The organism is Streptomyces sp. CoH27 (assembly GCF_020181035.1).
GTDB lineage: Bacteria > Actinomycetota > Actinomycetes > Streptomycetales > Streptomycetaceae > Streptomyces > Streptomyces camelliae.
On the sequence record NZ_JAIQYY010000044.1, the window covers coordinates 1 to 20,887 of the forward strand.

A 20,887-nucleotide genomic window follows, 5' to 3' on the forward strand; every position below is an offset into this window, starting at 1 on the left:
CGGCCTGGGCATCTTCCGGTATGTCGTCGAGCGAACGATCGCCTGGCTGCACGGCTTCCGACGCCTGCGCATCCGGTGAGAGCGCCGGGACGACATCCATGAAGCCTTCCTCGGGCTCGCTACATGTCTCATCACCTACAGACACGTCCGACGCCTTTGTTAGGACCTCTAATAGTTGTTGGTGTTGAGGCAGTAGTTCCCCGTGATCGTGCTGCCGGGCGAAGCCGACAGGGTGTACACGCAGCCGCCGTCGGCCATCTGCTGCATGATGTCGTGGATGTAGTTGCCCGTGACGGTGTTGTTCTGGGCCGTGGTGGGCGTCGAGTAGACGGGCTGGTAGTCGTACAGGCCGCGGCTCGCGTATTCCGGGCTGCCGCCCGGGTCGTTGACGCCCCAGCCGTAGCCGATGGCGAGGCCGGTGTAGGGCAAGTTGTACACCTCGTTGTGCGAGATGGTCGCGCCGTTGACGTAGGTGACCAGGAGGCCCGTCATGTCGCGGTAGTCGATCGCCACGTCGTGGATGACGTTGTCGTTCAGGGTGATGTTCTGGTTGGTCATCCGGCTGTCACTGGGGTGGTGCGCGTCCGCCTGGACACCGCCCACGACGATGCCGCCGCCCGCGTCCTGGGCGAAGACGTTCCCGGTCGCGGTGATGGTGTCGGCACCGAGTCCGACACCGGTGGCGTGCGCGTTGGCGTCCTGGCCGATGCCGAGGGCGAGCTGCCCGAGGTTGGTGAACCGGTTGCCGGTGAAGGTGATGTGGTCGGCGGCCGAGACCTGGACGGCGGCCGGCATCTGGCTCCAGTGCGGGCGGGTCGCCTCGAACAATTTGCAGCCTGCACTGCAGGAGGTCAGCCGGTCCGACGGGCGGACCAGTCGCCGGCCAGGTAGGTCCCGGTCTGCTGGGCGGCGTACCCGTTGCTGCCGCTCGGGCCCAGCCAGCTGGTGCCCGAGAACTGCAGCCCGGCGAAGGTGATGTGGGTGGCGGGAGAGGCATAGCTTCCCCCGACGTCGATGAGCGACTGCAGCTTCGGCACCTCGACGTCCGCGGTGCTCATGCTCTGCCCCGGCAGCGGCTTGTAGTACAGGGTGCCGGTGTTGGTGTCGAGGTACCACTCGCCGGCGGTGTCGAGGAACTCGTAGGCGTTCTCGATGTAGAGCGGGCCGGACCGGAGCGGGTGCTCCAGGGTGTCCCAGCCGAACGTGTTGTTGGTCCACGCGGGCTGGGTCATGGTCATGGTGCCGTTGCTGATGCCGGACACCGGGGAGTAGCGGTCGGTCCAGGACGCTACGCTGTGGATCTCGGTCCGGCCGGGGTTCGCAAGGCTGTTGAGGTAGCTCAGCGCGCTGTTGGTGAACGTGTAGCCGCTCGTGGTCACGGTCAGGTCCGATCGGTTGACCGTGGAGCGGGCCCGCTGCGCCAGGACGCCGTCGACGTACAGCTGCCGGGTGTCGAACCCGGTCCCGACGTCGGCCTTCCAGATGTTCTTCGCCGAGTCCTGCTGGGTCCAGCCGGTGGCCTTCTGCGCTCCGGTGATGACGGGGTGTGCGCCCAGCGCGGCTGTTCAGTTCACCGTGTGGCCGCCGGTTCCGGAGTCGGCGGAGGTGAAGGTGAGCGGCGCCGTCAGCCGGTAGGTGCCGTCGGCGAGCACCACGGTGATGTCGCCCGTCATGGAGCCGTTGACGGCTTGCACATTTGTTTTGGCCTGGGTGAGGGAGCACGGCTGGCTCGCGGAGCAGGCGGTGCCCGTGCCGTTCGGCGCGGCGTAGAGCGTCGTCGTGGCTGCGAACGCGGGGCCGGCCTGGACGAGGACTGCAGCGGCCGAGGCGGTGAGGAGGACGGCTGTGGCCAGCCATGATCTGAGACGGTCGGAGACGGCGTGGCTGCGGATTGGTCGCACGTGACACCTGCCGGTGGATTGTTTCGGAAGGCCTCGCGGTTTCGCCGGAGTGGGGGCCGGGTGGCGCGGGCACAAGGGGGAAGCCGCGACGCAACATTAGACGTCATACGAATTTCGTCAATAGTTTCGTCGCGACAACTTGGACGATGCGTTTGCGGCATGTGCGAACGCCCCCGGCCTTGTCGGCTCGGGGGCGTCGGTGCGGTTGCGCTCAGGGAGCGGGCGGGGCTGCGCTGGGCAGGCGACGGCGACGCCACGCTGCTTCGATGTGTTCGGTCATGGCCTGCGCGGCGCCCTCGGGATCGCGGGCCAGAAGACGCTCGACCACTTTCCGGTGCTCCGCGTTGGCCTGCCGGCACCCGGTCGTATCGGGAGCGCCGGTGTACAGCAACGTGGTGCGGGCCTGGGTGTGGACAGTGCGGATGATGGAACGGCCGAGCCGGCTGCGGGAGGCCTGCATGATGCGGTCGTGGAAGGCGACGTCGGTCTCGTCGAACCGGGCAGGGGTCGTGGTCTCCTCGTCGAGCCGGCTGAGCATCCGCTCGATGGCCTGCAGGTCCTCGTCGGTGGCCAGTTCGACAGCCTGGGCGGCCATCTGAGCCTCCAGCGCCGACCGGATGGCGACGAGCTGGTCGAGGACGACGAGTGTGTCGTCGTACTGGACGGTGGCGGCCAGCACGACGGGGTCCAGCAGGTTCCACTCCTCGGGCTGGGTGACCGTGGTGCCGGAGCCCTGCCGGGCGCGGACCAGGCCCTTGGCCTCCAGGGACTTGACGGCCTCGCGGACGGTGATGCGGCTGACGCCGAACGTCTCGCACAGTTCGGGTTCGACCGGCAGGGTCGAGCCCGGCGGGAGCGCGCCCGAGACTATGGTGTCGGTGAGGGACTCAACGACGGCATGAGCCAGGCGGGCCGGGCGCTTGGGCCAGGGCTTGAGGACCGGCGATTCCTCGGCTGTGCCGCCAGCGTTCTTGGCCACGGGCCCCCTTGCTTTGTGGTGCACGGTGGGCGAGCCTACTCGCCAACACTCTTGACGGCATTCGTATGACGACTTATGTTACGCGAAATGCCACCCCAGTGTCCGACGCCCGCCCGGGACGGCCCGGCGTCGACCGATCCAAGCACCCCCGAACTGCTCGGGGCACCTGCGAACCCAGTGGAGCCACTCATGACGGTCAACAAGCCTGCGTCCAACTCGCAGAGAGTGATCAGTAAGAAGCGTGCGGCGTTGCTGGCCGGCTGTGCGGCCACGGTGCTGCTGACCGTGACGGCCTGTGGCGGTGGTGGTGCCGCCGGTGGCACGACCAAGGACGGGTTTGCCCAGGCGGCCCAGGACAAGGGGGCGTTGACGGTCTGGGTGGATGCGACCCGTATGGCCGCGGCGAAGCAGTACCAGGCGTCGCACCCGGGCGTGAAGATGCACATCGTCAGCTACGACGGCGATGCCAACGGTTCGAACTACCTTCAGACGAAGGTCCAGTTGTTCAACCGGACGGGCAAGGGCTGGCCGGATGTCGTCTTCAGTTCCCAGAACAACGAGGCGAGCTGGGCGGTCGACGCGGGCTTCGCGGCGCCCCTGAACAAGGGTCTGATCCCGGACGCGACGCTTGCCGGGTTCGCCAAGGGCGCCAACGACGTCTGCACGGTCGACGGCACGCTGTACTGCCTGCGCAACGACCTCTCCCAGGCGGTGCTGTGGTACAACGCGCCGCTGCTGAAGCAGTTCGGCTACACGGTCCCCACGACCTGGGAGCAGTACCAGGCGCTCGGCGAGAAGGTGGCCAAGGAGCACCCCGGCTATCTCGTGGGCGACGCGGGCGACACCTTCACCCCCGAGATCTACCTGTGGGCGAGCAAGTGCGGCGCCAACCACATCACCGGCCCCAAGGCCGTCTCCGTCAACACCACCAGCGAGGCCTGCACCAAGATGGCCAAGCTGCTCGACGTACTGATCAAGAACAAGTCGATGTCGATCAGCGGCGTCTTCAGCACCGACTTCGCCAAGAACAAGGCCAAGAAGGTCCTGCTCATGCCGGGCCCGGCCTGGTACGGCGGCGCAGTCTTCGAGAGCGGACTCAAGACGCCTGCCAAGCAGATCGCGGTGGCGCCCATACCGCAGTGGCAGGGCGACACCGCGCCGTCCACCGGCAACGTCGGCGGCGGCACCTGGCTGCTGTCCAAGCACTCCACCCACATCAAGGCGGCCACCGACTTCCTGAAGTGGGTCACCACCGACAACGCCTACCAGGGCGCGAAGGCCCCCGGCTTCCCGGCGTACGCGCCCGCCGCCGAGAACTGGCTGAAGGCGCAGGCAGCCTCCGGGTACTTCGCCGGTGACCTCACCGCCCTCAAGGACGCCTCCTCGCAGGTGTGGTCCGACTGGGGCTCGGGCCAGTTCAGCCAGGAGGCGATCTGGGCTGCCACCGTCAAGCCCGGCCTGACGCAGGGCAAGACCATCGAGTCGCTGCTGCCCGCCTGGCAGGACGCGATCGTCAAGTACGCCCAGGCCGACGGATACAAGGTCGCCAAGTGACCCTCACCCACTCCTCCTCGGCCGGCTCTGTCCCAGGGCGCCCGCGCGGCACCGTGCGGCAGAGCCGGGCCGGCATGGCATTCGTCGCCGGCTACGTACTGCTGCTGATCGCCTTCGGCGTCCTTCCTACCGGTTACGCGATCTACTTCGCGTTCACCAACGCCGGGGGCACGTTCACCGGCCTGTCCAACTTCGTCACCACGGCGAAGGACTTCCGCTTCGCCGACTCCCTGAGCCATGTGGCCCTGTACCTGGTCTTCTGGCTCCTCTCGCTCGTGGTGTTCGTGGTGGTCCTCGCACTGCTCCTGCACCGGCTGTCCTCCGGTCCGCTCAGCCAGGCACTGCGCTTCCTCTACTACATCCCCGGAGCCCTCGCCGGCGCCGCGAGCGTCCTGGTGTGGCTGTTCATGCTCGACCCGACCGTCAGCCCGGTCAGCTCCCTCCTTGAGACGCTGGGGTTCCACACCTTCGGCGAGGTCATCGCCCCCGGAAACCTGGCACTGCTGTTCACGATCATCGCGTTCTGGACCGGCGCGGGCGGCTGGATCGTCGTCATGTACGGCGCCCTCAACAACATCCCCAAGGACGTCATGGAGGCCGCCCGCATCGACGGCGCGAACGGCTGGCAGACCGCCTGGCGGGTACAGATCCCGATGCTCCGCAAGTGGATCGTGTACATGGTGATCCTGGCTTTCGCGGGCGGCGCCCAGCTCTTCGTCGAGCCGCAGCTGCTCTCCCTCGCCAGCACGGGCGTGGCCGGACGCGACTACTCGCTCAACCAGCTCACGTACGACTTCGCCTTCCAGATGAACAACATCAACGGCGCCGCCGCCGTCTCGGTGGAGCTCCTGGTCGTGAGCGTGTCGGTCGCCGGTGTCTTCGTCGCACGATCGGGGTTCTTCGATGCCGACTGACACACGGTCCACTCCCCCTGCCACACGCACGGAACGGGATGCGAACGTCATGAGCCGAACCCGACACGGGGGACCACGGCAGCGCCGCCGGCCCCCTCAGCACGTGGCCTCCCGGCTGCTGGCGGGCTCGGTCCTCACCGTCTTCGTGGTGTTCTTCGTGCTCCCGGTGATCTGGCTGCTGCTCGCGGCGACCAAGACGGACCACCAGCTGGTCCACGACAACCCGCTGTCCTTCGGGTCCTGGCACGCGCTGAAGGCCAACTGGCACGCGCTCACCGCCTTCCAGGACGACGCCATCCTGCTGTGGCTGCGCAACTCTGCGCTCTACGCAGCGATCTCACTGGTCATCACGCTCTGCCTGGCCATACCGGCCGGGTACGCGCTGGCGATGACCGAGTTCCGCGGCCGCCACGCGCTGCTGATCGCGACCCTGGTCGTGATGCTGATGCCGAACGCCACCCTGGTGGTGCCGCTGTTCCTGGAGATCAACGCGGTGCACCTGATCGGCACCATGTGGTCGATCATCCTGCCGTACTCGTTCTACCCCTTCGGCGTGTACCTCACCTACATCTACTTCACCACCGCCGTGCCCAAGGACCTCCTGGCCGCGGCACGCATCGACGGCTGCTCCGAGTTCGGCGTCTTCCGCCACGTGGCGCTGCCGCTGGCCACCCCCGTCATCGCGCTGGTCGGGTTCTTCAGCTTCGTCGCCAACTGGACCAACTACTTCCTGCCCTACGTGATGCTCCCCGACAGCGACCAGATGCCCATCCAGGTAGGCGTCGGCAGCCTGCTCAGCAACGTGCCGACGTTCAACCCGACCGCCGGCGACCTCGCCATCCAACGCCCCCAACTGGCCCTGGCCACGCTGGTCGCCATCACACCCGTCCTCGTCGTGTTCCTCTTCGCCCAGCGCTTCCTGGTCAGCGGAATGCTCGCCGGCGCCACCAAGGAGTGACCCTCACATGCCCTTCGACTCTCACCCCGACGCCCACGCCGAGGACACCCCGCCCCTCGTAGCCGATGTCCGGGCCACGGTCCCGCTGCTCGAACCGCCCGGCTGGGCCGTCGCCCAGCGCGCACTGTTCGACCTGCTCGACCACGCCTGGCGCCGCTTCGCCCGCGACTTCACCGGCCCCGACGGACGCCTCAACTACAACGGACCACTCACCACCCGCGACGGCGTCGACGACTTCTACGAGGTCTTCTTCAACTGGCCCCAGCTCTACCTCCTCGGCGGCGCCGACGACCTCCTGCCCGCCAGCGAGAAGCACTGGGAAGGCGTCACCAAGCAGCTGACCGAACTGAATATGCTGCGCGAGGAGTACGAGCGCGGCTACGACTGGTTCCACCAGGGCGAGAGCCTGCTCCTGCTGTACTTCCTGTGCATGGCCGCCCCCGACCGCTGGCGTGAGCGCGCCCTGCGCTTCGCCGAACTGTACGTCGACCCCGCCCACGGCAACTACGACCCCGCCCACCGCATCATCACCCGCCCCCACAACGGCAGCGACCCCGACCGCACCGGCCTCTTCGACGGCGACGTCTACCCCTGGCTCCTCAAGGAAGCCGAAACCTACGGCTACCCCCTCGAATGGATCCCCGAAGCCCAGGACGGTCCGTACCCGCTCTCGGCGGACCCGCGCCTCGGCGACCAGATGCGCGAGCGGATGGGCGTCGGCGACACCGCGGTCAACCTCGCCGCGGCCGGGCTGGTCCTCAACGCCTGGATCCTGTCCGGCGAGGACCGATACCGCGACTGGATCACCCAGTACGTCGGCGCCTGGCGCGAGCGCACCCGCGCACACGGCGGCCTGATTCCCGACAACGTCGGCCCGGACGGCGTCGTCGGCAGCCTCCTGGAAGGCCGCTGGTACGGCGGCCACTACGGCTGGTCCTGGCCGCACGGCTGGCACAGCCTCGGCCACGCGGCCTGCGTCGCCGCCCTCGCCGCCGCCACAGTCACCGGCGACGACGACTACCTCACCATGGTCGCGACCTCCCTCGACACCCTCATCGGCCACGCCAAGGTCATGCCCCACACCGAGGCCGACTCCAGCCTGCCCTCCAAGTGGGCGGTCGAACTCGTCGGTCCGGACCGTCACACGCCCACCCCGCACCTGCCCTTCCGCCACAACGACTCCGGCTGGTTCGACTACAACCCCGCCACACCCCCCGTGCCGGTGGCCCTGTGGCACCACACGGCCTCCGACGCCGACCGGGCACGGCTGGAGGGGCTGCGCGAAGCGGACGGCATCGACTGGCGCACCGTACGCCCGTTCCGGTCCAAGGAGGACTCCGGACACGAGAAGGCCTGGTTCGCCTTCCTCGCCGGCGACGACCCCGGCTACCCCGAGCGCATCCTCGCCATGGCGCAGGCCCAGGTCCGCCACCGGCTGCGGCGCATCGACCGCTACCGCGACCTGGACGTACCCGAAGCCGACATCCACGTCTGGCAGCTGTGCAACCCCGTGGTCACCGAAGCCCTCGTACAGCTGACCTGGGGCGGCCCCCAGGTGCTGTACCAGGGCGGCCTGCAGCAGGCGCGCCTGCGCTACCACGACGCCGACGCCCGCCGCGCCGGCCTACCCGCCGACGTCGCCGCCCTGGTCACCTCCATCGACCCCGAGGCCACCACCGTCGAACTGATCAACCTCGCCCCCGAAACCGACCGCACCGTCATCGTCCAGGCCGGCGCCTTCGCCGAACACACCATCACCGCCGTCCGCTACACCACCTGCACCGACGACAGCTGGATCGGCGACATGTACGACTACGGCCACACCGAGCCCGTCGTCAACGAGTCGGAGCAGGTCTGCGACAACACCTTCCTGACAGTCCGGCTCCCCGCCTCCACCCGCATCCGGCTCACCCTGCGCCTCCAACTGCGCGCCAACACCCCGAGCTACCGCACGCCGTTCGACAACCCGGCCGACCGGGCCAACACCACCGACACGACAGGGGAATCGGCGTGAAGCGAATCGCCCAGACCATCAGGCTCCGCCCCGAACACCGCGAGGAGTACCTCCGACTCCACTCAGCCGTCTGGCCCGGAGTCGAAGCCGCCCTGCACCGGGCGAACATCCGCAACTACAGCATCTACCTCCACGGTGACGTCCTGTTCGCCTACATGGAGTACCACGGCGAGGACTTCGAGGCCGACATGGCGACCATCGAGGCCGACCCCGAGACCCAGCGCTGGTGGAAGCTCACCGACCCATGCCAGGAACCCTTTCCCGACCGGGGCGAGGGCCGCCAGTGGAGCGAGCTCCCCGAGATCTGGCACCTGAGCCTGCCCGGCGACGACACCACCGTCTGACCCGGCCCGCACCAGCCCGACCCGACTTGGATCCCCTCGTGAACGCACCCGTGCTCGTCGACGCCCACCACCACCTGTGGGACCTCTCCCACCGTCCGCAACCCTGGCTCGACGACCCCGATGTGGCGTCGATCCGCCGCACCTTCACCCCCGAAGACCTGCGCTCCACCGCCACCCACCCCATCGCGGGCCGGCGGCTGCACAGCACGGTGGTCGTCCAGTGCATCGCGGAGGTCGCCGAGACCGAGGACCTGCTCGCGCTCGCCGAACAGGAGCCGCTGATCCAGGCCGTGGTCGGCTGGGCGGACCTCACCTCCCCGGCGATCGGTGACGTGCTCGACCGTCTGATCGCCGGGCCGGGTGGTGGGTATCTGCGCTCCCTGCGGCACCTCGTCCAGGGTGAGACGGACCCGAACTGGCTGCAACTCCCTGACGTGGAACGCGGGTTGCGGGCGGCCCGTGATCGCGGACTCCGCTACGACGTACTCGTCCGCGACCACCAGCTCGACCAGGCGATCCGGCTCGCGGAACGCTTCCCCGGCCTTCCCCAGGTGCTCAACCACGCGGGTAAGCCGGACATCGCCCGGCAGGACCTCGCGGAGTGGGAACACGGGGTACGGATGCTGGCCGGCCACCCGCATGTGGTGTGCAAGGTCTCGGGCCTGATCACCGAGGCCGACCACACCCACTGGACCAGCGCCGACATCCGGCCCGTCTGGGATGTACTGGTCTCCGCCTTCGGCCCCGACCGGCTGATGTTCGGCTCGGACTGGCCGGTCGCCAACCTGGCGGGCGGCTGGTGCCGCTGGGCCGCCACCGTGGACAAACTGCTCACCGGCTGGAGCGACAGCGACGTCCACGCGCTCCTGGCCGGGACCGCGACCGCGTTCTACCGTCTCCCCTCCGTGTCAGAGGAAGCCGACGTCGCGGCGGACAGCGCCACGCACGCCATCTGACCCTCTCGCCCACCCCGGCGTGCGCACATCGCGCGCGCCGACGAACCCGCGCGGGACATGCATCCGCCTCTGCTGACCATCGGCGTCCGCGCTGAAGGGACCCTGACGACACAATGACACTCGCCGTCCGATACTTGTCCGCCCGGACCCTGGACACCGCTCCCGCAGCCACTGCGCCTCCCGGCCCCGGTGAGGTGGAGCTGGCCCCCGCCTACGTCGGTATCTGCGGTACCGACCTGCACATCTTCCACGGCGACATGGACGCCCGGGTCCACACGCCCGCCGTCCTGGGACACGAAATGTCCGGCCTGGTCACGCAGGTGGGGCCGGACGTGGAGGGCTGGGCGCCCGGTGACGCGGTCACCGTGATGCCGCTGCGCTGGGACGACACCTGCCCGGCCTGCCGCGCGGGTCACCAGCACATCTGCCAGCACCTGGACTTCATCGGCATCGACTCGCCGGGTGCGATGCAGCAGCGCTGGACGGTGCCCGCCTCCACACTCATCCGGCTGCCCGACACCCTGCCCCTGGACCGGGCCGCGCTCGTCGAGCCGACGGCGGTTGCGGTGCACGACGTGGGCCGGGCCCAGGTCCGCGAGGGTGAGAAGGTCGTGGTGGTCGGCGGCGGCCCGGTCGGCGTCCTGATCGCGCTGGTGGCGCGGGCCGCCGGGGCCGACGTCCGGGTGGTGGAGCTGAGCGCGCATCGTCGGCTGCTGGCCCAGGAGTTGGGTCTGACGGTGTGGAACCCGGCGGACGACGACGTGCCGAAGCTGGTCGGTGCGTGGACCGGGGACGCGGGCGCGGACGTCGCCTTCGAGGTGTCCGGCGCGGCGGGCGGCGTGGACACCGCTGTCGACGTGCTGGGTGTGCGTGGCCGGCTGTGCCTGGTCGCGATCCACCCGCGCCCCCGGGAGGTGAACCTGCACCGGTTCTTCTGGCGCGAACTCACCCTGATCGGGGCCCGGTTGTACGACCGCTCCGACTTCGAGAAGGCGGTCGCCCTGGTCGCCGACGGCACCGTCCCCGCCGAGCGGCTGATCAGCAAGGTGGTGCCGCTCACCCAGGCCCCGGCCGCCTTCGAGGCCCTGGAAAGTGGCGGTGACGTGATGAAGATCCTGGTGGACTGCACCGACGACGCCCAGGAGGCCGCCGTATGACCGCCTTCGACCTCACCGGCAAGCTCGCCGTGGTCACCGGGGCCCGGCGCGGCATCGGCCGGGCCATGGCCCGCGCGCTCGCCGAGGCCGGCGCGGACATCATCGGCGTGAGCGCATCCCTGGAGGAATCCGGCAGCGCGGTCGAGAAGGACGTCACCGCCGCGGGCCGCAGCTTCGAGGCGATCCGCACCGACTTCGCCGACCCCGCCGCCGTACGGGCCCTGGGCGCGGACCTCGCAGGCCGGGAGCGGCCGGTGGACATCCTGGTCAACAACGCGGGCACGATCCGCCGGGCTCCGGCCGCCGAACACAGCGACGCCGACTGGGAGTTGGTCCTCCAGGTCAACCTGAGTGCGCAGTTCGCGCTGACCCGCGCGGTCGGCGCGTCGATGGTGGCGCGCGGCCGGGGGAAGGTCATCTTCACCGCGTCGCTGCTCAGTCTCCAGGGCGGTATCACGGTGCCCGGCTACACCGCCGCCAAGCACGGCATCGCGGGCCTGACCAAGGCGCTGGCCAACGAGTGGGCCCCGCACGGGGTGAACGTCAACGCCCTCGCACCGGGCTACATCGCCACCGACAACACCCAGGCCCTGCAGGACGACCCGGTGCGCAGCAAGGCGATCTTGGACCGTATCCCGGCCGGACGCTGGGGCAGCGCCGACGACCTCGGGGGCGCCACCGTCTTCCTCGCCTCCGACGCCGCCGCCTACGTCCACGGCGTCGTCCTGCCCGTCGACGGCGGATGGCTGGGCCGATGACCGCCGACCTCACCGGCATACTCGCCGAGGCGCGGATCGTGCCGGTCCTGACCGTGCCCGACCCCGCCACGGCGGCCCCCCTGGCCCGCGCCCTGTCCGCGGGCGGCGCCCGGTGTGCCGAGGTCACCTTCCGCACCCCGGACGCCGAACAGGTCGTGAAGGCGATGGCCGCCCACGGTGGCCTCACCGTCGGAGCCGGCACAGTCCTCACCCCCGAACAGGCGGAGCGGGCCGTCGCGGCCGGGGCCCGCTTCGTCGTCTCCCCCGGCTTCGACGAGGAGGTCGTCGCCAAGTGCCGGGAGCTGGGCGTGCCCGTGATCCCCGGTGTCGCCACCGCCACCGAGTTGATGCGCGCCCTGAAGGCGGGCCTGGACACCGTCAAGCTCTTCCCCGCCGAACCACTCGGCGGCCTGCGGACGCTGCGCGCACTCGCCGCGCCCGTCCCTGGGACGCGGTTCATGCCGACCGGCGGGATCGACGCCGACGGCCTGCCCGGCTACCTGGCCGAACCGGCGGTCCTCGCCGTCGGCGGCAGCTGGATGGCCACCCCGGCCCTCCTCCAGAGCGGTGACTACGCGGAGATCCGCCGGCTGACCGCCGACGCGGTCGAAAGGAGCAGGACGTGACCGACGTGATCGCCCTCGGCGAGGTCATGCTGCGCTTCGACCCCGGCGAGGGACGCATCCGCACCGCCCGCACCTTCCAGGTGTGGGAGGGCGGCGGCGAGTACAACGTCGTGCGCGGACTGCGCCGCTGCTTCGGCCTGCGCACCGCCGTCGTCACCGCTCTCGCCGACAACGCCGTGGGCCGGCTCGTGGAGGACCTGATCCTCCAGGGCGGGGTCGACACCTCGCTGATCCGCTGGGTGCCCGACGACGGCATCGGCCGCAGTGCCCGCAACGGCCTGAACTTCGTCGAGCGCGGCTACGGCATCCGCGGCGCGCTCGGCGTCAGCGACCGCGCCCACACCGCCGTCTCCCAACTCCGCAAGGGCGACGTGGACTGGGATGCGGTGTTCTCGGCCGGGGTGCGCTGGTTCCACACCGGCGGCATCTTCGCGGGCCTGTCCGACACCACGGTCGACGTCGCCGACGAGGCCATGGCGGCCGCGCGCCGTCATGGGGTCACGGTCTCCTACGACCCCAACTACCGCCCCAGCCTCTGGGCCGGCCGCGGCGGCGCCGAACGGGCCCGCGAGGTCGACCTGCGGCTCGCCCGGCACGCCGACGTGATCGTGGGCGCCCTGGGCCTGGCCGGGACCCACCCGGGACAGACACGCCGCGGCGCCGACAAGGTGGCGGACGCGCTGGCGGAGGTGGCCGGTCTGCTGCCCGCGGCGCGCGTGCTGGCGACGACCCTGCGCGAGGTGCCCTCGGCCGGCGTCAACGACTGGACTTCGGCCGCCTGGTCCGCCGAGACCGGATGCGTCACCGGGCCCCGCATGCCCGGCCTGCACGTCCTGGACCGCATCGGCTCCGGCGACGCCTTCGCCGCCGGACTCATCCACGGCCTGCTCACCGGCGCAGGCCTGGAGCGCGCCCTGGCCTACGGCACCGCCCACGGCGCCCTGGTCATGACCACTCCCGGCGATGTCTCCATGGCCACCCTCGCCGAGGTCGAGGCGCTCATCGCGGGCGCATCGGCCCACGTCCGACGCTGACCGGCCTCCCCCACCCCTGTCCCCAGGAGCACGTCTTGCACCACCGGAAGATCCAGAACACACAAGTCACCGTCACCGAACTCGGTTTCGGCGCCTCGGTGATCGGCAACCTCTACCGCGTCACCCCGGCCGACGACGCGAGTGCCGCCGTCGACGCGGCCTGGCAGGCCGGAATCCGCTACTTCGACACCGCACCACACTACGGCCTCGGCCTCTCCGAACGCCGCATCGGCGCCGCCCTGCGCGACCGCCCCCGCGAGGAGTACGTCGTCTCCTCCAAGGTGGGCCGCCTCCTCGTCCCCAACGAACACCCGCGGGGCGTCGACACCGAGGGGTTCGTCGTACGCGACGACCTGCGCCGGCAATGGGACTTCAGCCGCGACGGCGTGCTGCTCTCCATCGAGGACACGCTTCAGCGCACCGGCCTGGACCGCCTCGACATCGTCTACCTCCACGACCCCGACAATCACTGGCGCCAAGCCGCAGACGAAGCCATGCCCACCCTCGCCGCACTCCGAGACCAGGGCGTGATCGGCGCCATCGGCGCCGGCATGAACCAGTCCGCCATGCTCGCCCGCTTCCTGCGCGAGACCGCCGCCGACGTGGTCATGCTCGCCGGCCGCTACACACTCCTCGACCAGTCCGCCCTCGACGACGTCCTGCCCGCCGCACGGGAACTCGGCAAGAGTGTGGTGGCGGTGGGCGTGTTCAACTCCGGTCTGCTCTCCCGCGACCGCCCGGCCGAGGGAATGAAGTACGACTACCAGGACGCCCCGCCGGAGCTCGTCGCGCGGGCTCAGGCCATCGCCCAGGTCTGCGCGGCCCACGGCACCACCCTGCCCGCGGCCGCGATCGCCTTCCCACACACGCACCCCAGCACCGTCAATGTCACGCTGGGCATGCGAGACCGCGAACAAGTCACACGGAACGTGGAACTCCACCGGAGCACCGTCCCCCAGGCCCTTTGGGACGACCTCCGGCACCAAGGGCTGATCCGGGCCGACGTCCCCACCGGAGGCGGTCTTCGCCCGACGGGCTGATGAAAGGCCCCACCTCCGCGAGCGTGCAGCGCCCGTACTCCGGCACGGCCGGCCGCACCGAGATCCCCCAGAGGGTGTACCCCCAGCCAGATCAGCGTCTTCGCCACCTACGCCACCACCCGCGGACGCGCCCTGATGGACCGCGAGGTGATCTGCCCCAGTCCTGGCCGGACGACCGCGAACACTGCCGCGCCGCCGAGATCCCCGATGGGCGGGTCTTCGCTACCAAGCCAGAGCTGGCCAGGGCAACCGCCGGAGCTCCAGTTCAGGGCGCGACCAGCGGTCACGGCGTCGAGGTTGCGCAGGAGGTGGAGTGCGCCGGCGACCTCGCCGGCATTTCTGCGGCCGAGCTCCCCTCATGCGTTCCCGGGGGTTGAGGAACATCCATGCCAGATCGTGCTGCTAAGCCCGAATCGCTGCTGGCGGGCACCTGACGGAACCTCGGCGCCGGGCCGGTCGTGAAGTCGTTCCACAGATAACGCCCTATAACCTGTGGCATCGCCGATCACGACCTGCGTTGTCGGGCCGCTACGCGAAGCGGCCCTGCCATCTGTGGCAAGGGGAAGCCGGTGCCCGCGGTCCTGCTGCTGCCGACCGGGAAGGCGTTGACCGTCCAGACGGCGGCCGACGCCTTCCTCGACTCGCTCGCCAACCCGAACGCCGTCCGGGACTACGGCATCGCTGTCGGGAAGACCGCCGAGGTGTGGAGGGATCAGGTACCGAAGGCGTGGAGGGTCGGGTACAGGGCGATCGTGGGAGCGGGGCGGGAGTGGGGGCGTGGACGAGTCCTTGGGCGTCGATGCCGCTCTCGCGGCTGATCGGATTGCCCATGACCAGGGACTCGTAGTAGGTGGTGTTCGAGATGGCCATGCACAGGTGCCGGTTGGGGATCTCCGGCCCGTGCACCTCGGCGCGCAGCCGGTAGGCGTCGGCGAGGTGGGCGGTGCGCATGGCGCCGGTGAAGCCGCCGCGCAGTTGGGTGGAGGCGCGGACGCCGAAGGTGGCGGCGCCGGCCTGGATGAAGTCGGCCGAGTTCATATGGGCCCCGTCGGAGGTCTCGGCCACCAGCAGGGGCACCGCCACCGCGTCGGAGAGGCGCTTGTACGCGGTGATGCTGAACTCCCGGATCGGCTCCTCGTACCAGAGGTAATCCGCGTCGGACAAGGCGTGTCCGAGGTAGATCGCGTCGGGGAGATCGAATCCGGCGGACCCGTCGAACATCAGGGGGATCGCGTCCCCCACATGTTCCCGCAGGGCCACCGACAGCCGGGCGTCGCGGCGTGCGTCGCCCCAGGCGTGGAGCTTGATGGCCGGGTATCCGAGCTCCAGGGCCTGGTCGGCGATGTCCAGGTACTCCTCCACCGAGGAGTAGGTGACGGTCGAGGCGTAGGCGGGGATCGAGGTGCGGAAACCGCCCAGCATCTGCCAGGTGGGCCGGTCCGCGAGCCTGCCGGCCAGGTCCCACAGCGCGGTGTCGACGAGGCCGAGCAGGTAGAGGGGCAGTTCCTCGGTGCGATCCAGCTCCCACATGCGATGCCACAGCCACTCCCGCTGCAGCGGGTCCTGGCCCACGAGCTCCTTGCGCAGGAAGCGGTCCAGCAGGTCCGCCAGGATGACGGCGCTGCCCCGGCGGGGGGCCATCGCGATGCCCTCGACCCCTTCGTCGGTGCAGATGCGCAGCACCGCGGCCTCGCCGTCCGGCGGGCTGCCCAGCAACCCGTCACGCCAGACGAACGGGGGACTGGCGCCCGGAACCCGGATCGGATAGCTCTCCACGTCGGCAATGCGCACGGTCGTTGCCCCTTGCAGTGGCGGCTGCTGCTGCGAAATTTTCGTGTAACGTAAGTCGTCATACGAATGCTGTCAAGGTGTCAAAGCAGTAGACTCAGCGATCGTCCACACCGGCGAGGGAGTCATATGGCGAAGAGCGGTCGAAGCGGCGTCGAGGATCCGTCGGCCCTGAAACCCTGGCCCAGGCGACCGGCGCGGCTGGCCCATGCGGTGGTGGAGTCCCTTACCGACAGCATTGTCTCGGGTGCCATCCCTCCCGGCTCCACCTTGCCGGTCGAGCCTGAACTGTGCGAGACGTTCGGCGTCAGCCGCATCACGATCCGTGAGGCGGTCAAGTCACTGGAGGCCAAGGGGCTGGTTCGGGCCCGGCAGGGTTCCGGCACCACGGTCACCCAGTCCGAGGAGTGGAATCTCCTGGATCCCGTCGTGCTGGCGGCCACCGTCCAGCACGACGACGAACTCGTCGTGCTGGATCAGCTGGTCGGCGTGCGTTCGGCCCTTGAGGCGCAGATGGCGGCCCAGGCCGCCGAACTCGCCACCGATGACGATCTCCGGGAGGTGGAGCGGCTGCTCGGCCGCCTCGACGAGGAGATCGCCACTCCCGCTCGGTTCGTCGAGACCGATGTGCTCTTCCATGACCGGATCATGCAGGCGTCCCGGAACAGGCTGGGTCGTTCCATCATTCGGACCGTCCACACCCAGGCCCGCAGTACGTTCCTGTACACCGGCACTCCTGACCGCCACGGGTGCGAGCAGGCGAACGCCGAACACCGCCGGATCGCCGAGCGGCTTCTGGCCCGCGACCCCCAGGGCGCAGCGCAGGCCATGACGGCCCATATCGAAGCGGCCTGGAGTCGCCGCCGCACCCCGCACACCGGGCTAACCGGCTGAGCGCATCCCGGCCGGCCCTTGCGCCGGAACCCGCGCCCGAGCCGTCAGGCCGGGGGCGGGTTTCTTTTGTGGTGCAGATCTGTTTCTGCGGCACATATTGACAGCATACGTATGACGACTAACGTTACGTCGCCATATCACCTCCGCAATCACCGCAGGGCTGTGTCCCCATGAGTGGGAGGACGCCCCGCGCGTGCCCTCTCGCACCATCGGAAGGTCTCAGATGCGCCCAACCCGCTTCCGCCCCGCAGTGCGTGACCGGCTCAGACCATGTCTAGCCGCCCTCGCGCTCATCACAGCCTCTGCCGGGGCTGTCGTCGCGCAGACCGTGCCCGCGTCCGCCGCCACTGCCGCGACGATCCATGTGTCCCCCAACGGCACCGGTACCGCCTGCTCGACCAGCCAGCCGTGCTCCCTCACCCAGGCCAAGACCAACGTCCGGGCCATGAACAACTCCATGACGGGCGACATCGTCGTGGAGGTCGCCGACGGCACGTACCGGCTGACGGACCCCCTCACCTTCACCGCGGCGGACTCCGGAACTGGCGGTTACTCGGTGATCTGGAAGGCCGCCCTGGGCGCCCGCCCGGTCATCACCGGCGCGCAGCGGGCCACGGGCTGGACGCTGCACGACTCGGCGAAGAACATCTGGCAGGCCAACGTCGGGACCGGGTTCGACACCCGACAGCTGTACGTCGACGGCGTCCTGGCGACCAGGGCCCGCTCCTCGATCAACCGCGCCGACCTGACCGCGACCACCAGCGGCTACACCTTCACCAACACCGCGCTGAACTACCTCAACAGCCTGGCCGCCCCGAGCCGCACCGAGATCCACGGCATCGGCTCGTTCACCGACCGCTACGCCCCGGTGTCCGGCATCAGCAACGGCACCATCACCATGGATCAGCCGTCCTGGGACGACAACACCTTCGGTTACGACACCCTGACCAAGCCCTTCCGGTCGGGGCCGCTCTACATCGAGAACGCCTACGAATTGCTCGACGCGGCTGGGGAGTGGTACCTCGACACCGGCACCGGCACCCTGTACTACAAGCCCCTCGCCGGGCAGAACATGAGCACTGCGGACGTCGAGGTGCCGAAGCTGCAGTCGCTCATCGACGTCGGGGGAAGCTATGCCTCTCCCGCCACCCACATCACGTTCTCGGGTCTGCAGTTCTCGGGCACCAGCTGGCTGGGCCCCAGCACTGACGGCTACGCCAGCCAGCAGACCGGCGCGTACCTCACCGGTACCTGGGACCGTCCCTCGGACGCGCTGACCTCCTGCCAGGGCGGCTGTCCGCTCTTCGAGGCGACGCGTCCGCACTGGGACCAGATGCCGGCCGCCGTCCAGGTCTCGGCCGCCGACCACATCACCTTCACCGGCAACCGGTTCACCCAGCTCGGGCAGGTGGGCCTCGGCATCGGCCAGGACGCCAACGCCCACGCCACCGGGGTCGGCCTCGGTGCCGACACCGTCACCGCCACCGGCAACGTCTTCACCCAGGACGCGGGCGGAGGCATCGTCGTCGGCGGGCTCCAGGCGGACGCACATCACCCCAGTGACAGCCGGATGACCAACAAGAACATCACACTGAGCAACAACGTCATTCACGACGTGGCGCTCGACTACCGCGACATGTCGGCCATCCTGGCCACCTACGTCAACGGCGCCACGGTGTCGCACAACGAGGTGTACAACCTGCCCTACTCGGGGCTGACCATCGGTTACGGCTGGGGCGTCAACGACCCGGGCGGCAGCCAGGACTACGTGAACCGCGGTCTGTACAACTACCAGCCCATCTACTCGACCCCCACCACCGCCGCGAACAACCACATCACCGACAACTACATCCACGACGTCATGCAGCAGATGAACGACGGCGGCTGTCTGTACACCCTGTCGGCGTCGCCCGGCAGCACCTTCGAACGCAACTACTGCCACACCAACAACAACTATTACGGCTTCTACCACGACGAGGGATCCAGGAACTTCACGGACACCAACAACGTCTTCCGTAACGTGGGCCGGTGGTCCCACCAGAACGGCACCTCCACCAACAACACCGGTGCCCTCACCCTCAAGGACAACTGGACGATCACGTCCTCGACCGACATCTTCAACGGTGGCCGCGGTGATGTGGTGAGCGGCACGGTGGTCGTCACCGACGGCAACTGGCCCTCCGGCGCCCGCACGGTCATGGACAACGCAGGCGTCGAGCCCCTCTACCGGCCCCTGACCACCGACCCCGTCACGGCCCCCTACAGCGGCTACTCCTCCACTCCCGCCCTGACCGGCCAGAGCGGCAGTCGCTTCACCGTCACCGACGCGGGAGCCGACATCTGGGGTGCAGGCGGACAGCACGACGACGCCTACGGCACCGCCTATCTGGCGAACTCCGCTGTCGCCGGCACCTCGGTGACCGCGCGGGTCGACAACGTCGACAACACCAACGGCTGGGCCAAGGCGGGCGTCGTCCTGCGCAACAGCCTCACCGGCAACGGCTCCTCGCCCGGCTACGCAGTCGCCACAGCGACCCCCAGCCACGGCGTGTGCTTCCAGTGGGACTCCACCGCGGACGGCTACCTGGACCAGATGTCGTGCACGTCCTCGACGGTCAAGGCGCCGGTGTGGGTGCGACTCACCCGCACGGCCACCCAGGTGTCCGCCTTCTATTCCACCGACGGATCCAGCTTCACCCAGATCGGCTCGGCGGTCACCCTGCCGTCCATGGCCGCCACTCAGGACGCCGGTGTCATCCACAGCGCCCACAGCACCACCGTCGGCAGCGCGGCCTTCAGCAACCTGCGGATCGTCACCTCCCCCTTCAAGGCCTACAGCTCCATCCCGGCCGCGGTGGGCCAGAGCCAGGGAGTGACCTCCCTGACCAACGCGGGCATCGACACATGGGCCACGAGCTCACAGCACGACGACGACTACTCCGCGGCCTACCAGCCGGCCGCCGCGGGAACCTCCTCCACGGTCACCGTCCACGTCGACAGCCAGGACAACACCAACGCCTGGGGCAAGGCCGGCCTGATGCTGCGCAACGACATCACCGGCACCGCCTCCTCCACCGGATACCTCGTCCTCGCCGCCACGCCGGGTAAGGGCGTCACGTTGTCGTGGGACTCAAACAGTGACGGCTACCTCGACTCCAACACCACCAACACCGGCGCTGGCACCGTCGCCCCGGTCTGGCTCCGCCTGGTCAGGAGCGGCGACTCGGTCACCGGCTCCTACTCGGCCAACGGGACCACCTGGACCACGGTGGGCACCGCGACGCTGACCGGTGCCAACAGCACCGAGGAGGCGGGCGCGTTCTTCAGTGCTCACACCGGAGCACCCGGCACCGCGAAGTTCAGCCAGTTCTCCGTGAGCTGACGAAGCAGTCCGGGTCACGGTCTCCGGGTTGTGGTGCGGCTTCCGCACCACAACCCGGAGATCCATCATGTCCGCGCCGAACTCCGATCCGCAGCGCAACCTCCACGCCCGCGCAACGGTGGCGCCCCACCCATCCTGGAGCGCGCAGACCGTTGACAGCCACATCGCCGGCGCAAGCATGTGGCTGGATGACTCCGCAGATGCCGCTCGCCTCATCGAGGGCATCCCCGTCGCCGTACCGACGTTCGACCACCGGCTGCCGGAACTCTGGGGCGGCGACGCCCGCACGGACACCCCCGTGTCCGCCCCCTCCCCGGCCGCCTGCCGACCACAAGCCCAGTCGGCCGCAGCAGCCGTCGCCCTCATGACCGGGACGATCGGCCTCGATCCCGACGTCCCCACAGGCCGTATCCACTTCCGACCGACAGGCCCACCTCCCGTCGGCGCACCCGAAGGCCGGCCGCACGGCGTCCGGTGCGTGCTCTCGGTGTGCCGCCCGGAAGCCCGCGTACTGGGCGTACTCGGACTTTCGGGTGGTGCGGCGAGTGGGGCCCCGCTGCGGAAGCGTGCCGGGCGTCGTGCGGCAGG

At 69.5% G+C, this 20,887-nt stretch carries 17 protein-coding genes and 2 pseudogenes; 14 read left to right on the forward strand and 5 right to left on the reverse strand.

Going from position 1 to position 20,887, the window contains the following annotated elements:
* Positions 1-163, forward strand: a pseudogene (locus tag LE548_RS46820) (transposase); the annotation flags it as partial.
* A gap of 5 nt (positions 164-168) precedes the next feature.
* Here the strand turns inward: LE548_RS46820 and LE548_RS41155 are convergent.
* The 4 genes from LE548_RS41155 to LE548_RS41170 form a co-directional block, all read right to left on the reverse strand.
* The gene (locus tag LE548_RS41155; RefSeq protein ID WP_225102174.1) at positions 169-828 is read right to left on the reverse strand and encodes a right-handed parallel beta-helix repeat-containing protein; all 660 of its coding nucleotides are present in this window, start codon (positions 826-828) and stop codon (positions 169-171) included.
* Positions 829-851: 23 nt separating this feature from the next.
* A complete protein-coding gene (locus LE548_RS41160) occupies positions 852-1,379 on the reverse strand; it encodes a hypothetical protein (RefSeq protein ID WP_225102175.1) in 528 nt (175 codons plus the stop codon).
* A 186-nt stretch (positions 1,380-1,565) separates the two neighbouring features.
* Positions 1,566-1,901 (reverse strand): hypothetical protein, encoded by a 336-nt coding sequence (locus tag LE548_RS41165; RefSeq protein ID WP_225102176.1) that lies wholly within the window; start codon positions 1,899-1,901, stop codon positions 1,566-1,568.
* 211 nt (positions 1,902-2,112) lie between these two features.
* Positions 2,113-2,880 carry a FadR/GntR family transcriptional regulator gene (locus tag LE548_RS41170; RefSeq protein ID WP_225102177.1) on the reverse strand — a complete coding sequence of 256 codons (768 nt, stop codon included), beginning with the start codon at positions 2,878-2,880 and terminating at the stop codon, positions 2,113-2,115.
* A 189-nt stretch (positions 2,881-3,069) separates the two neighbouring features.
* Between LE548_RS41170 and LE548_RS41175 the strand changes: the two genes are divergently transcribed.
* The 11 genes from LE548_RS41175 to LE548_RS41225 all read left to right on the forward strand — a co-directional run bounded on the left by LE548_RS41175 (position 3,070) and on the right by LE548_RS41225 (position 14,235).
* On the forward strand, positions 3,070-4,434 hold the full coding sequence (locus LE548_RS41175) for an ABC transporter substrate-binding protein (protein ID WP_225102178.1): 1,365 nt from the start codon (positions 3,070-3,072) through the stop codon (positions 4,432-4,434).
* Positions 4,431-5,348 carry a carbohydrate ABC transporter permease gene (locus LE548_RS41180; protein ID WP_225102179.1) on the forward strand — a complete coding sequence of 306 codons (918 nt, stop codon included), beginning with the start codon at positions 4,431-4,433 and terminating at the stop codon, positions 5,346-5,348. Before LE548_RS41175 ends, LE548_RS41180 begins: the two co-directional genes overlap by 4 nt.
* A gap of 49 nt (positions 5,349-5,397) precedes the next feature.
* Positions 5,398-6,306, forward strand: a complete 909-nt coding sequence (locus tag LE548_RS41185) for a carbohydrate ABC transporter permease (RefSeq protein ID WP_225102180.1) — start codon at positions 5,398-5,400, stop codon at positions 6,304-6,306.
* Positions 6,307-6,313: 7 nt separating this feature from the next.
* The gene (locus LE548_RS41190; protein WP_225102181.1) at positions 6,314-8,320 is read left to right on the forward strand and encodes a hypothetical protein; all 2,007 of its coding nucleotides are present in this window, start codon (positions 6,314-6,316) and stop codon (positions 8,318-8,320) included.
* A complete protein-coding gene (locus LE548_RS41195; RefSeq protein ID WP_225102182.1) occupies positions 8,317-8,664 on the forward strand; it encodes an L-rhamnose mutarotase in 348 nt (115 codons plus the stop codon). Before LE548_RS41190 ends, LE548_RS41195 begins: the two co-directional genes overlap by 4 nt.
* Positions 8,665-8,702: 38 nt before the next feature.
* On the forward strand, positions 8,703-9,620 hold the full coding sequence (locus tag LE548_RS41200; protein WP_225102183.1) for an amidohydrolase: 918 nt from the start codon (positions 8,703-8,705) through the stop codon (positions 9,618-9,620).
* Positions 9,621-9,733: 113 nt separating this feature from the next.
* Positions 9,734-10,777 (forward strand): zinc-binding dehydrogenase, encoded by a 1,044-nt coding sequence (locus tag LE548_RS41205; RefSeq protein WP_225102184.1) that lies wholly within the window; start codon positions 9,734-9,736, stop codon positions 10,775-10,777.
* Positions 10,774-11,535 (forward strand): SDR family oxidoreductase, encoded by a 762-nt coding sequence (locus tag LE548_RS41210; RefSeq protein ID WP_225102185.1) that lies wholly within the window; start codon positions 10,774-10,776, stop codon positions 11,533-11,535. Before LE548_RS41205 ends, LE548_RS41210 begins: the two co-directional genes overlap by 4 nt.
* A complete protein-coding gene (locus LE548_RS41215; protein WP_225102186.1) occupies positions 11,532-12,161 on the forward strand; it encodes a bifunctional 4-hydroxy-2-oxoglutarate aldolase/2-dehydro-3-deoxy-phosphogluconate aldolase in 630 nt (209 codons plus the stop codon). Before LE548_RS41210 ends, LE548_RS41215 begins: the two co-directional genes overlap by 4 nt.
* A complete protein-coding gene (locus LE548_RS41220; RefSeq protein WP_225102187.1) occupies positions 12,158-13,195 on the forward strand; it encodes a sugar kinase in 1,038 nt (345 codons plus the stop codon). The genes LE548_RS41215 and LE548_RS41220 overlap by 4 nt, the downstream gene beginning before the upstream one ends.
* Positions 13,196-13,230: 35 nt before the next feature.
* On the forward strand, positions 13,231-14,235 hold the full coding sequence (locus LE548_RS41225) for an aldo/keto reductase (protein WP_225102188.1): 1,005 nt from the start codon (positions 13,231-13,233) through the stop codon (positions 14,233-14,235).
* A 768-nt stretch (positions 14,236-15,003) separates the two neighbouring features.
* Here LE548_RS41225 and LE548_RS41240 read toward each other — a convergent pair.
* Positions 15,004-16,026, reverse strand: a pseudogene (locus LE548_RS41240) (enolase C-terminal domain-like protein); the annotation flags it as partial.
* A 126-nt stretch (positions 16,027-16,152) separates the two neighbouring features.
* Between LE548_RS41240 and LE548_RS41245 the strand changes: the two are divergent.
* Together LE548_RS41245 and LE548_RS46270 are read left to right on the forward strand one after the other, a co-directional pair.
* Positions 16,153-16,917: a FadR/GntR family transcriptional regulator gene (locus tag LE548_RS41245; protein ID WP_225102189.1), complete on the forward strand. Its 765-nt coding sequence runs from the start codon at positions 16,153-16,155 to the stop codon at positions 16,915-16,917.
* A gap of 328 nt (positions 16,918-17,245) precedes the next feature.
* The gene (locus tag LE548_RS46270) at positions 17,246-20,299 is read left to right on the forward strand and encodes a DUF1349 domain-containing protein (RefSeq protein ID WP_225102190.1); all 3,054 of its coding nucleotides are present in this window, start codon (positions 17,246-17,248) and stop codon (positions 20,297-20,299) included.
* Positions 20,300-20,887 lie beyond the last annotated feature (588 nt).